The 12,429-nt window shown below is 69.2% G+C and carries 14 protein-coding genes; 6 read left to right on the forward strand and 8 right to left on the reverse strand.

The genetic code is table 11. The annotated features are described in order from the left end of the window. The first annotated feature begins 34 nt into the window (after nt 1–34). Nucleotides 35–487: a winged helix-turn-helix transcriptional regulator gene (locus Q2K19_RS30765; RefSeq protein WP_302765753.1), complete on the forward strand. Its 453-nt coding sequence runs from the start codon at nt 35–37 to the stop codon at nt 485–487. A 126-nt stretch (nt 488–613) separates the two neighbouring features. Here Q2K19_RS30765 and Q2K19_RS30770 read toward each other — a convergent pair whose 3' ends face one another. Then, a complete protein-coding gene (locus tag Q2K19_RS30770; protein ID WP_302765754.1) occupies nt 614–1,237 on the reverse strand; it encodes a dihydrofolate reductase family protein in 624 nt (207 codons plus the stop codon). A gap of 588 nt (nt 1,238–1,825) precedes the next feature. Here Q2K19_RS30770 and Q2K19_RS30775 point away from each other — a divergent pair. Beyond that, nucleotides 1,826–2,212: an Imm1 family immunity protein gene (locus tag Q2K19_RS30775; protein WP_302765755.1), complete on the forward strand. Its 387-nt coding sequence runs from the start codon at nt 1,826–1,828 to the stop codon at nt 2,210–2,212. 100 nt (nt 2,213–2,312) lie between these two features. Here the strand turns inward: Q2K19_RS30775 and Q2K19_RS30780 are convergent, their stop codons facing one another. The 6 genes from Q2K19_RS30780 to Q2K19_RS30805 form a co-directional block, all read right to left on the reverse strand. Continuing rightward, nucleotides 2,313–2,852: a GNAT family N-acetyltransferase gene (locus tag Q2K19_RS30780; protein WP_302765756.1), complete on the reverse strand. Its 540-nt coding sequence runs from the start codon at nt 2,850–2,852 to the stop codon at nt 2,313–2,315. A gap of 206 nt (nt 2,853–3,058) precedes the next feature. Then, complete coding sequence (locus Q2K19_RS30785) at nt 3,059–3,649, reverse strand: VanZ family protein (protein WP_302765757.1); 591 nt, start codon at nt 3,647–3,649, stop codon at nt 3,059–3,061. Between the two features lie 270 nt (nt 3,650–3,919). Continuing rightward, entirely contained in the window at nt 3,920–4,492 is a 573-nt protein-coding gene (locus Q2K19_RS30790) for a hypothetical protein (protein WP_302765758.1), read from the reverse strand. Nucleotides 4,493–5,106: 614 nt separating this feature from the next. Continuing rightward, a complete protein-coding gene (locus Q2K19_RS30795; RefSeq protein ID WP_302765759.1) occupies nt 5,107–6,321 on the reverse strand; it encodes an RNA polymerase sigma factor in 1,215 nt (404 codons plus the stop codon). A 43-nt stretch (nt 6,322–6,364) separates the two neighbouring features. Further along, nucleotides 6,365–6,736 (reverse strand): YciI family protein, encoded by a 372-nt coding sequence (locus tag Q2K19_RS30800; protein WP_302765760.1) that lies wholly within the window; start codon nt 6,734–6,736, stop codon nt 6,365–6,367. A 618-nt stretch (nt 6,737–7,354) separates the two neighbouring features. Next, entirely contained in the window at nt 7,355–7,594 is a 240-nt protein-coding gene (locus tag Q2K19_RS30805) for a hypothetical protein (RefSeq protein WP_302765761.1), read from the reverse strand. A 247-nt stretch (nt 7,595–7,841) separates the two neighbouring features. On the opposite strand from Q2K19_RS30805, the gene Q2K19_RS30810 reads away from it, so the two are divergent. The 3 genes from Q2K19_RS30810 to Q2K19_RS30820 all read left to right on the forward strand — a co-directional run bounded on the left by Q2K19_RS30810 (nt 7,842) and on the right by Q2K19_RS30820 (nt 9,781). After that, nucleotides 7,842–8,783: an aminoglycoside phosphotransferase family protein gene (locus Q2K19_RS30810; protein ID WP_302765763.1), complete on the forward strand. Its 942-nt coding sequence runs from the start codon at nt 7,842–7,844 to the stop codon at nt 8,781–8,783. Between the two features lie 170 nt (nt 8,784–8,953). Next, entirely contained in the window at nt 8,954–9,184 is a 231-nt protein-coding gene (locus Q2K19_RS30815; RefSeq protein ID WP_302765764.1) for an SDR family NAD(P)-dependent oxidoreductase, read from the forward strand. 252 nt (nt 9,185–9,436) lie between these two features. Then, nucleotides 9,437–9,781 (forward strand): hypothetical protein, encoded by a 345-nt coding sequence (locus Q2K19_RS30820; protein WP_302765765.1) that lies wholly within the window; start codon nt 9,437–9,439, stop codon nt 9,779–9,781. 437 nt (nt 9,782–10,218) lie between these two features. On the opposite strand, the gene Q2K19_RS30825 is transcribed toward Q2K19_RS30820, so the two are convergent. Then, complete coding sequence (locus Q2K19_RS30825) at nt 10,219–11,148, reverse strand: LysR family transcriptional regulator (protein ID WP_302765766.1); 930 nt, start codon at nt 11,146–11,148, stop codon at nt 10,219–10,221. A 72-nt stretch (nt 11,149–11,220) separates the two neighbouring features. On the opposite strand from Q2K19_RS30825, the gene Q2K19_RS30830 reads away from it, so the two are divergent. Continuing rightward, entirely contained in the window at nt 11,221–12,144 is a 924-nt protein-coding gene (locus Q2K19_RS30830) for an EamA family transporter (protein WP_302765768.1), read from the forward strand. Nucleotides 12,145–12,429 lie beyond the last annotated feature (285 nt).

A 12,429-nucleotide genomic window follows, 5' to 3' on the forward strand; every position in this document is an offset into this window, starting at 1 on the left:
TCCCTGAGGGAACCCCGATTGCTAGACTGGTTCCATGCAGCGCACCGACTTCAGCAAGATGGCGTGCTCCATCGCGCGTACGCTCGACGTCATCGGGGAGCCCTGGTCGCCGCTGATCCTGCGTGACGTATGGGTGGGGCTCACCCGGTTCGAGCAGCTCCAGGCCGACCTGGGGATCTCGCGCAAGGTCCTGACCGAGCGGCTGAACCACCTCGTCGACCAAGGCGTGCTCGAGCGCCGTCCCTATGACCGGCGACCGCGTTACGAGTACGTCCTGACGGAGAAGGGCGCCGAGCTGGTCGACCTGCTCATGGTCATGGCCGGCTGGGGAGACAAGTGGCTCGCGGGCGAGGCTGGCCCGCCAGTGCTCTACCGCCACCACGCGTGCGGCGAGGTCAGCGGTGTCGACCTGCGCTGTGCCCACTGCGGCGAGCCGATGCACGCAAACGACGTCGACCCGCTGCCGGGCCCCGGCGCAGCCGTGTGACCGAGACGAGCCCGGAGCCCCGGCCGGCCTCGACGGCCCGACAGCATCCGCGACGGCCGTCGGGCGCGCCCCCGGTCCGTCGACCCCGGCATACCCTGCGGGTGGGCCTCCCCGCCACGACGGGGATCAGCGCACGACGGCGTACCGCACATGAACGGCGTACGGCGAGTGGTGGACCGAAAGGATCTTGAGGTCGATATCGCCGTCGAAGCCCTCGAAGAGCCGCTTCCCCCGGCCGAGGACGACCGGAGCGGTGGTGATGCCGAGCTCGTCGACCACCCCCGCCGCGAGCGCCTGCCGAATGATGTCAGCGCCCCCGCCAATGGCGACGCCGCTGTCGCCCGCCGCCCGCCGGGCCGCCGCCAACGCCTCCTCGAACCCGTTGACCATGAGGAAACCGGTGCTCGGGTCGGGCTGGTCCGCAGTGCGATGGGTGAGCACGACCATGGTGCCTCCGAACGGATTCCGCCCGCCCCAGGCCCCGGCGCTGTCGTACATGCCTCGGCCGCACAGGCCGGCGCTCGTCCCCTCGAGCAGCGCGTCGAAGTACGCACGGTCCGCGTCGGTCATGCCGGCGCCGGGTTCGCGCTCCGTCTCATAGGTCCACGGCCCACCCATCACCCAGTAGTGGAGTCGCTCGCCGCCGACGCCGAGCCCCTGGCCCGCACGATCGTCGGGACCGGTGACATAGCCGTCCAGTGACACGGTGATGGCGGCCTTCACCGGGCCTCGCCGCTCGGTGGTGCTCATGATTCCTCCTGTTACGGATATCGGAGACATCGGACATAGCAGAGACTGCCCGCCAGCGCTGGACTCATCGGTCCGCTTCGTCGAGCTTGGGTCAGGTCGAGCCTGGCTGCGCATTCGCAATCCTCGGTCACCCTGGCCGACACCATCCTCGGCCTCGTCAACGGAGTCACGCCAGGGATGTCACTCAAGCTCGGCGGCAATGACTGCGGTCCACAGAAGGTCGCGAAGCGTCCAGACGCCGACGTCGACGGCGGCCGGGTCGAGTCGGCCGTCTTGGTGACGTAGGAGTTCTTCGTGCCCGCGGTGCCGGCGGTCGAGCACGTGCCGCAGGTTGCTTGCGTGGTGTGAACGCGTTGGTCGGCCTGGCGGATGCGGGCGTCAGGTACGAGGTATTCGCCGATCTCGCGGGTGGTCACCCCATCGGCGACAGTCCGCCAACGTCGGTCCCGATCGTCACCCAATGCCATCCCAGGTGGCGTTGCCACATCGCCCCAGGCCCATAGCGCTGGGCACCTCGGAGCGACAGTGTCATCCACTAAGCTCAGTCATCCCGTGTGAGCTCACCATCAGGAACCGGGTGAATGCACCGTGCAGGCCTGGATTGACAGCATCGCCACCGCAGTAGCCGACGTTGCCGAGCTCAATGCGATCCTCGGCCCCGAACCGCCCAAGGGCGTGACTCTCGTCAGTGACGACGGCCGGCGGACCCTGCATATCAACTTCTACGGAGCTCGGTCCGACCTGTACTGGGAGACCGAAACCGACCTTCTACTCGCGTGGGGGCCGGTACCGCCTGCCGCCCCGGCCAACCAGGTCGTCGACGACGCCGAATACGCGTACGACAACCCATGGTTCGCCCTTCCCGACGGCGCCGAGCCCTTCGAGATCACAGCCGCCCAGGCCCGCCAGGCAGCCCACGAGTTCCTGCGCACCGGTGGACGCCCCACGAACGTCCAGTGGGTCGTCAAACCCTAGAACTCGTGGGCTGGAGGCGTTCGGCCGTGTCCGCCTGGTGAGATGTTCATGAGTTTCAACAGCGCTGGGCTCCGTCCTAGCAGTGCTGTCGAGCACGAGCTCATGCAGACGGCGTGACCGGGGACCGCATGCCGAGCCACTGCTCGGCGTCCCAGGCCTGGAACCGCTCTACCTCGGTGAACCCCAGCTTTGCCGCGAGGCGCATCGAGCCGACGTTGGCGGTTTGGGTGGTGAGCACCACCGGCTCGCCGGGAAGGACGCCGTCGAACCAGTCGAGTGCCGCCGCGCACGCCTCGGCGGCGTACCCGAATCCCCACGCCCGCGGCAGAAACAGGTAACCGAGATCGGCCTTCCCCACGGCAGCCGGACGACGGTGCCCCGTTGCTCTCCTGAGCAGGATCTGGCCGATCATCGCCCCGTCGAGATCAACGACGAAACTCCCGGGCCACCGCTCGGGCGCCCCGGGCATCTCGCGCTCAAGCTCGTCACGCGGCCGGGGGCCGCCGAGGTAGGTGTGCACCTCTGGCGACGCCAGCAGCTCGATGAACGCCGAACGGTCCCGGGCCTCGGACTCACGGAGCACGAGCCTCTCGGTCCGGATCGGCTCAGGCGGCCAGGCAACGGGTCCGAGCTCAGTCATGCCGGCAGCTAATCAGCAGACTCGGCAGCGATCAAGACTCGCGGAAGGCTGAATAGGCGCGTGGCACTCCGCCGTTGACGGAGGACGAGATCGAGAAGAGACGCAAGCTGTACTCCGGCATTCCCGGCCTCGCCTCTGATGAGGTCGTAGGCGCGGGTACGCCTCGGCTACCGCCCAGGACCGCTGACCGGCGTACCGCGGGCGGCTCAGCGTCCCGGTACCGGGGCCGATCGAGGTCGGTCTGACGACGCTCGGGCCGTAGCGCGCCACCAACGGCGCGACGCCAGCGCGGCCAGCCCGGCGCCGGCGGCGTTGAGCAGTACGTCGTCCACAGAGGACACGCGGTCCAGCTGCAGGACGTACTGCGCGGCCTCGACCAGGACCGAGCAGCCCGCAGCGAGCGCCAGGATCCGCGGCACCGACCTCAGCGCCGCGAACCGCACCGGGGCGAGGAACCCCAGCGCCGCGAACACCAGAAGGTTGCCGACGACCTGGCCCATCGCCGTCACCGGGTCGCCTGCGAGAATAGTGAGAAGATCCCGTAGCGGTACCAGGCTCACCCGGCCGGGGACGGCCCCGGCCCGGTCGCCCGGCAACATGATCATCCATACCCACGGCACCGTCCCGTAGACCATGCCGACCTCGGCCAGCGACATCCGCCACGCCGGGGTGGTGTCGGTGACACTCCGACGGCGCGCCAGGGCCCACACCGCCAGCGCGGCCAACGGCAGTGCGGCCACCGTGATGAGTGCCACGCCCCTGAACGTACCGATCCAGCCGTGCCACCCCTCGACCATGCCACCTCCGCTTCCGTCCGACCGCGAAATCTACCCGGGCCCGAGCCGGGCCCCGTCGTGATGGTCGGGCGGCTTCCGGTCGGTGATGTAGTCACGGAGCCCTGGCCGGCGTAGTCGGTCCTCTGACCGGAGCCCTCTCACTGGCCCGGCTCGGGGTCGAAGAGATCGGCCATCTTCACAACGGTCGCATCGTTCTTCGCCATGGGGCAAGTCTGGCGCTGCGACGATCCTGACCGCAGCCGAGGGGACATTCACGTCACGGACTGACAGCTACCCCCGCCGCCTGCGCCGGCGACGCATACGCCTCGAAGGCGGCAACATTTTCGTCGCCACGCGACCGCCTCCGCCCGGTAACGGTGATGCCGGTGCCGCAGAGTCATCCGGGTTGACCCACGACAGGAATACCAACCCGGTCACAACCAGGCCAAGGATTCCAAAGATCAATGGTTGCTGCCACTCATCGCCCGGTGGCCACGCCTCCCAGGCCCCCGGCCCAACCACGCGAGCGTCAAGGTCGAGCCGCTCCCCCGCCACGCGGGGGTCCTCGTCGAACATGCTCCCGTACTCGACGTCGCTGATCCGCAGTGTGCCGTCAGTGGAGACGAAGGTCCCGTCACACCACCAACCATGAACCTTGGACCCCTTGTCGAAGGCGCACCGGCTGACCGTCAGGGTCCCGTCGACTCCCCACCTCTGGGCCCGCATTTGCTCGATGCCGTTCCAGAGCGACGCGGCGGTGACGAGTAGCAGGAACCCGACGAACGCCACCCCGACGACGTTGAACCAGCCAAGGTCCCGCACGTGCTCAACCCGTCGCAGCAGCCACCCACGCACCCGTGACATGCCGCCCAGGGTAGGCAGCCCCCGCCATTCGCAGCAGCGCCGCGAACGGTAGCCGAACTCCGCAAGCTGCTGCGGCACAACACATCGCTGAGGTAGCAACGATCCCTTGACCCCCAGGCAACCAACACGGCTCGCTGACCTGCATGGCCAGGAGGCTCTAGCGGCGGCAACCGTTCCTGGGGTCCGTAGACGTCCTTAGCCGCTCGTACCGTCGTCACTCAGATAGTCAGCCACGATCACCGTCGGCCCGAGCAATTAGGGACGGCCCGTCGGGTTCCAAGACACCTGTCGCCGCGACGGTGCCCCGTCGCGTCGCCGAGCCGCCGGCTCGGCGTAGCTCCAGCCGCGCGAGGGCGGGCTCCCCGGCCGGGCCGTCTACGCAACTGTGCCCTACATCGAGAGCGCAAGCCCCACCGACGCCGATCTGCCGTGCCCGAGTTTCCGACCGCTCGCTTGTTAGGCGCTTGCGGCAAGAGTCGCTGTGTCCACCGACTTCCACCGGGTCTGGCTGCGGAGCGCGCCCCTGTCCGTACTCAGGGGGTTCGGCCGACCTGGCCGATGCGATCGACGGCGTCCGGGCCGCGCATGAGTCCCGGCTGGCCGAGCTGGAGAAGTCAGCCCAGCGTGGCCGCCTTGCGCAGCAGCACTGAGCGTTCGCGCTGGTTGGCGCACAGCCGGGCCGCCAGCTCCAGCTCGGCGCGCGCCTCCGGTCGCCGTCCAAGCCGGGCCAGCAGTTCACCGCGTACGGTCGGAACCAAATGCGAACCGGGGAGCCGGTCCGAGGCGATCAGCTCGTCCACGATGGCCAGGGCTTGCGCCGGGCCCGAGGCCATGGCCACCGCGACGGCCCGGTTGAGCTCCACCACCGGCGAAGGTGCGACTCGGCCGAGCGCCTCGTAGAGGACGACGATCCGGTCCCAGTCGGTCGCCTCGACGGAGAGCGCCGACGCGTGGGCGGCGGCGATCGCGGCCTGCAGGCCGTAAGGGCCGAGGCCGCGAGTCGATGCCATGGCCAGCGTGGCCAGCCCACGACGAATCGCCGAGAAGTCCCACCGCCGCCGGTCCTGGTCTTCGAGCAGGATCGGCGAACCGTCCGGGGCGGTCCGGGCCGGGAAGCGCGCGGCCGTCAGCTCCAACAGGGCGAGCAGGCCGTGCACCTCCGGCTCGGCCGGCTGCAGCGCGGCCAGCGTGCGAGCCAGCCGGATTGCCTCGTACGCGACCTCAGGGCGCAGCAGCCGGTCACCCGACGTGGCCGTCGACCCCTCGGTGAAGATCACGTAGAGGACGCTGAGCACGCCGCCCAGCCGTTCCCGGCGCTCGCCGGCCGCCGGCAGCTCGAACGGCACCCCAGCCGCCGCGATCGTCTTCTTGCCCCGGGTGATGCGGGCCTGCACGGTCGGCACGGGTACGAGGAACGCGCGGGCGATCTCCTCGCTGGAAAGCCCGCCCACCACGCGCAGGGTCAGCGCCACTCGGACCTCGGGGGACAGCACCGGGTGGCAGCTGATGAACATCAGCGCCAGGACGTCGTCGTCGATCTTGTCGGGGTCGATTTCTTCGTCGACCGCCGGGTCGGCCGCCAGCAGGGCGTAACGGTCCTGGAGGGCGGTCCGGCGGCGGATCGCGTCGATGGCCCGCCGCCGGGCCGTGGCCATCAGCCAGCCGGCCGGATTCGCCGGAGCGGCGAGCGGCCACGACACCAGCGCCTCGGCCACCGCCTCCTGGGCCGCGTCCTCGGCCAGCCCGAAATCGCCGGTGAACCGGGTCAGCGCGGCGACGATCCGCGCCGACTCGATCCGCCAGACGGCTTCGACATCGGCCGTACCCATCAGATCTGGCCGTTGCTCTCGCGCCCGGCCCAGTCCTTGGCGATCACTCGTCGACCTGCGGGACCTCGTCGCTCCCGGGCACCCGCCGGACCTCGATCTTGGACCCGGGGGCCGCCGGGACCCGCTTGGCCCACTCGACCGCCTCCTGTTTCGAGGCGACGTCGAGCAGGAAGAAGCCCCCGAACAGTTCCTTGGTCTCGCCGTACGGCCCGTCCGTGACCACCGGGGCCTCGCCGCTGAAGTCGACCACGACGCCCAGGCCCGGATCGTCCAGCCCTTCCGCCGCGAGGAGAACGCCAGCCTTGACCGTCTCCTCGATGAACTGGCGGGTCGTGGCCATCATCTCGTCGATGTTGGCCATCATGGCCGCGTTCGACTCGTCGGTGCCCCGCATGATCAGCAGGTACTTCGGCATCGCGTTCTCCTCGTCCGGCGGGGCCGCCTCTCGGCCCTCGCATCCACGTCGAACGAGCGGCCCGCGGATCGACACGGCCCCGGAGAAATCTCTCGCCGCGACGCAGCCGATCCCTCCGACCCGCGTTTCGCCCGTCAGAGCGGCCCCTGAGCGATGGCTGACGCGGACGCCCTGCTGGTCAGAAAGCTTATCGTCGCATCCGAGTTCGCCAAGATCGACGAAAGTCCTCACCGCTTGGTCTCACCACGCCTGTGGAGGTCCAGCTCACCGGCAGATGCCAACCGAGGAATTACGAGAAAAAGATTCCGGCTCAGATCTGATCCGTAGCCTCGGCATGGTCGTCCGCCCCCGTGCAGAAGGGTTTGCGACTACAGGCTGCAGCGCTTCAGTCGTCCATCGCGGCGGCGGTCCGTTCAGCGCCTTTGCTGTCATTCGTTGCTGTCACCAAGCCGGTCTCGCTTCCCCTGGGGCATACGGCTGTCGCCGGGGACGTCGGTCGGCTTGGCTGTACGGATGACTCACCTGCGCCCGCGTGCCGGGGGCGACGTCCAGGCGATGACCGCCGTTAACGCTCGGCTCCCGTCCCAACGGGCACGCAACGGGCCCGCGGCCGGGTCATCAAGCCTCATCCCGCAACCGGGCTCGTGCCTGCTCGACCAGCTCGGCGTACCGCGGCGAAAACGGCTCGACCAGCTCCCGTTCCAGTAGGCAGGTGAGATTCCACAGCGCCCGTTGCTCCGCCTGATCCTCGACCAGGCCGGCGAAGTCGTTGGTCATCTCGTCGGTGCGATACAGCCACTCGAACAGAACCAGCGCCTCGTCGCGGCTGAGCCGCAAGACCACCTCGTCCTCTGCCACGCCAGTAGCGTACGGACACCGTCAGTTTGGAAGGACGAAGATCACCGCCCCGAATTGGCCGAGACGCCTGCTGACGGCAGGGGAATGGGTCACGGCTGATGCCCGCTCGTGCCCCCTCGGGACACGGGCTACTGGCACGTGGCTGGCACGGGGCTCGTTCGCTTAATGCCCTTGCGCTGACTTGTACTGTCCCTGGCGTGACTCGTGATGACACTCTGAACTTCCCTTGTCAGACAAGGGCGTCTCGGTGAGCAATACACCGCATCTCGGTCCCGTGCCCCAACGCATCGCCGTCGATGCCGAACTGGTGCGTCGGCTCGTCGCCGACCAGTTCCCCCAGTGGGCCGACCTCCCGGTTCAGCCGGTAGCCAACGGCGGCTGGGACAACTGGACCTTCCACCTCGGCTCCCGGATGTCGGTACGTCTGCCCAGCGCCGCCGAGTACGCCTTGGCGGTCGACAAGGAGCACCGGTGGCTGCCGCAACTCGCCCCCCGGCTCTCGTTGCCCATCCCCGTCCCACTGGCCAAAGGGGAACCCGGCGCGGGCTACCCCTACCCGTGGTCGATCTACTCATGGCTCGACGGCGAGCCTGCGAGCGCGGACCGCATCACCGATCCCGTCGGATTCGCCATCGACCTGGCCGAGTTCCTGTCCGCGTTGCAGAGCATCGATCCCACCGGCGGCCCCCTCCCCGGGCAGCACAATTGGTTCCGGGGCGGCACGCTGCGCACCTACGGCCGCGAAGCCCAGCGCGCGCTCACTGCGCTGGACGGCCACGTCGACGTCGACCTGGCCCGCGAGATCTGGAAGAACGCACTGGACGCATCCTGGGACGGAGCGCAGACCTGGTTCCACGGTGACGTCGCCCAGGGAAATCTCCTGCTCAACGACGGGGAACTCGCCGCTGTCATCGACTTTGGGACCTGCGGCGTCGGCGATCCGGCCTGTGACCTGGCGATCGCATGGACATTGTTGACCGCCGAGGGTCGGCAGGCGTTTCGGCAGCGACTGTCCGTCAGCGGGGCCACGTGGGCGCGCGGGCGCGGCTGGGCCCTCTGGAAGACGCTCACCGCCTGTGCCCGCACCTTGGGCAGGGCCGACGAACAGGCCGCGATCGCACTGCGCGTCCTCGGTGAGATCTTCGCCGAATACCTGGCGGACAGCCGGCGGCAGCAGTACCAGCCTTGATCATGGCACGCGGATGGCGCGCAGGATCCAACATAGGAGAGCAATCGCGATACTCGTGACGGCAGCCCGCCAGGTAGATGGGGTCAGGGTTGGTAGTGCCGGTGCGGAGGCGCTCTTCTCTAGTCTGGAGGTGCGCGACGGGCCGATAGGTGTCTGGCTACGATCGCCGGGTGCGTAGCAGGGAGAGCCTGGTCGCTCTGGTGACTGGGGCGAATCGCGGTATTGGCTTCGAGGTTGCCCGACAGCTCGGGCGGTTGGGATACGTGCCGATCGTCGCTTCGCGTGATCGCGGGCTGGGCATGGCTGCGGTAGAGCGGCTAGCCGGGGATGGCGTGGCCGTCGAGTATGTCGAGCTGGAGCATTCCCTCCTCGCAGCCATGACCCGCCCGTTCCGTGAGTAGCCCCCGGCGTGGGCCATCGGGTCGGCGTTTGAAGGATAATCGGGGGCCGCAGCAGGCCCGGCAAACCGGCGGAGACAGCGGCGAGCGGTAACGACGCACCTTCTCGGCACGTCTGCGCGCCCCAGCCGTGGGAAGTCGGCCACGCTCCGTGCCGCGCGGTCTGCGGCAAAAGCGGATGCCGGCAAGCAGATCACCTGGCACGACACCTGCGAACCCCGATCTGCTCGTGGCCGTGCGGCATGATGGGCGTTCATGGGCGCCACCGATCCCTACGTGATCATCACGGAACCGACATTCGTGGCACGGTTCCTTCTCGGTCCCGACACGACCGAGGAGTGTGTGGCCAACGTGGATGCCTTCGTCGACCTTCCTGACGGCTCCAGTTGGGCGCTGACGATCTTCACCGTCGACGAGGTCCGCCGCCTGCTCGCTAGATGGAAGGAGACCGGTGAAGTCGCGGACGGCAGCTACTTCTGGGCCGTTGACCAGCTAATCGTGGCGGAGCCGGGCGTGCCGGCCATGACTACAGCTATCCGAGAACTCGTTCGCAGCGGGGAGATAGCAAGAGCCGGTGTCCGATGCGAGGATCCGGGCTGAAGCCGCCTGAGCGCACCCACGAGGAGCGATGGCTCCGACCGGCGCCGCGCACGGCTCGCGGCATCAAAGGTTGCTGGCATCTGAGGCACCGCCTTGGCCTCAACATCGCATCTCCTATGGGATGACGCAGTCCCATGAGCCTGAGGCAACGGCGCCTGGGCAGGTTCGCCGAAGAACGCTGTCCTCGCCGAGCACCGATAACCCGTCATTACTGCCCGGCCAGCACAGGGCGACACGGCGGCTACTTCCAGCCGCTTCGAAAAGGCGGTCCACCTCAGCGGCGGGCTCGACAGAGCAGTCCATCCACGGGTCTTCGGTTGCTGGAACTCCGGGCTCGTCCTCGGCGAACGTGTAGAGATTGAGCGTCGTGCCGTTCACCCGCACTGAGTAGCCGGCCGAGCCCACTTCGAAGGGACCCAGGGGTCGAAGCGTGTGCGTCAAGCGATGATCGGTGGCAATTGCCCACGGGGCACGCCGGCCGGACCGCTCAGCTCGGCCAGGAGGGCGTCCACCGCAGGCCGTTGCGGCGCGCCGCCGAGGGCGCGGGTGACCGCGAAGATGCGTCGCTCGGTGACCGGCTCGGCCAGTGGCTGCACGTGCACCCCGGGTGGTACGTGGCGCAGCGCCAGCTCCGGCACCAGCGCGGCGCCCAGGCCGGCCGCGACGAGGTCCAGGGTGAGCGCGAAATCGACGGAACGGTGCCGGATGTCCGGTTCAAAGCCGGCGAGCCGACAAGCGTGCAATGTGGACCGCAGGCACGGCGTGTGCTCGGCACTGGCGATCCATGGCACGTCGCGCAGCTCGCTCAGCCGGCCGGTGCGACGGCGCCACCCGACCGGCGTGACCAGGTGCATCGGGTCGGTGGTGACCGGGTGCCGGTCCAGGTCGTCGACCAGCGGCGCGGGCACGTGGTCGTACTCCTGCAGCACCACCACGTCGAGGGTGCCGGAGCGCAGGTCGAGGCGGCTCTGCTGGTCTTCAGCCTCGATCACCCGCACGTCCAGCTCCGGGTGCTTCGCCCGCGCGCGGGCGGCGGCGGGGGCCACCAGCGCGCCGGCCGCGGACGCGAAGGCGCCGACCCGCACCGTGCCGCTGACCTTGTGGTGGAGCGCGGCGAGCCCGGCCACCGCCTGCTCCACCGCGCCCAGCACGTCCTTCGCGTGGCTGGCCAGCACCTGGCCGGCCGGGGTGAGCACGATCCCGCGCCCGGCGCGCTCGACCAGCTCGTGCCCGGCCTCTCGGGACAGCTGGACGAGCTGCTGGGATACCGCCGACGGGGTCACGTGCAGCGCCGCGGCCGCGGCTGTGACGCTGCCGCGCAGCGCGACCTCGTGCAGCACCCGGAGCCGGCGTACGTCAAGATCCATGTAGCTACGCTACAACAGCGATGAAGAACGTTGAACTGGTCCTTAAGCGTTCGCTCGGGCAGCCTGGCCAGCATGAAAGCATCGCACCGAGCTCTCGCCGTGCTCGTCGCCGCCATTTGGGGCGTCAACTTCGTCGCCATCGAGCTGGGCCTGCGCGACCTGCCGCCGCTCGTGCTGACCGCGCTGCGCTTCGTCGCTGCGGCGGTGCCGCTGGTCTTCCTGGTACCGCGCCCCAGCGCCCGGCTCCGCTACGTGGTCGCCTACGGGCTGGTGCTCGGCGTCCTGAAGTTCGGCGCCCTCTTCACCGCGCTCGCGGCTGGCATGTCGGCCGGCCTGGCCTCGCTCGTGCTGCAGGCGCAGGCGCTGATGTCGGTGCTGCTGGCGGCGGCGGTGCTCGGCGAGCGGCCGGCGCGGGCGCAGGTGGCCGGCGTACTGGTCGGATCGGTCGGGATCGGCGTGCTGGCGATCGGCAGCGGCGACCACGCCACGGTGATCGGCTTCATGCTGACGCTGTTCGCGGCGGCCAGCTGGGCCGTGGCAAATCTGGTCATGCGGGCCAGCGGCGAGAAGCGACCGCTGTCGCTGCTGGTCTGGTCGAGCCTGGTGCCGCCGTTGCCGCTGCTCGGCCTGGCCGGCGTGGTCGACGGCGGACAGGCGGTGCTGGATGCGATCACCGGCCTGTCGTGGCGCGGGCTGCTCGCCGTGGCCTACGTCGCGTACGTGTCGACCCTCGTCGGCTTCGGGATCTGGAACCGGCTGATCGCCCGGTACTCGATCGCGCGGGTGGCGCCGTTCAGCCTCCTGGTGCCGGTCTTCGGGCTCAGCGCGGCGTCGCTGCTGCTCGACGAGCCCGTCGGCCCGACGGAGCTGGCCGCAGCCGCCATCGTCCTCGCCGGGCTGGCGCTGGTGGTCCGGCGTTCCACAGCGGACCGCAACAACGTCACGGGTGAGAGTGAGGGTGGCGAGCCCGAGTACGCCCGGGCCATGGCTGCCTAGATCCTTGGTCGCCAGATTCTCGACGTTTGTGTCAAGTTTTTGAGCGGGCGTAACGTTGTGTTGCCCGCTCCACATTTTGCAGACATGGGTTCTGACCAGCCACTTGGGTGGCACAGCCGGTCGCCACGGCGGCCGGACATCGGCGCAGCGGGTGGCGGCGGCCGGCCAAAATCGGGCCGCGGGTCCCTGCGTGAGCCTGGCCCGAGGTAGGGCCACAGGCTGTTTATCCAGCTCGACTGGCCTGCTCGGCGGTCCGAGGCGGAGCCTCTCTGGTGCTCTGAACGG

The organism is Micromonospora sp. NBRC 110009 (assembly GCF_030518795.1).
Taxonomy (GTDB): Bacteria; Actinomycetota; Actinomycetes; order Mycobacteriales; family Micromonosporaceae; genus Micromonospora.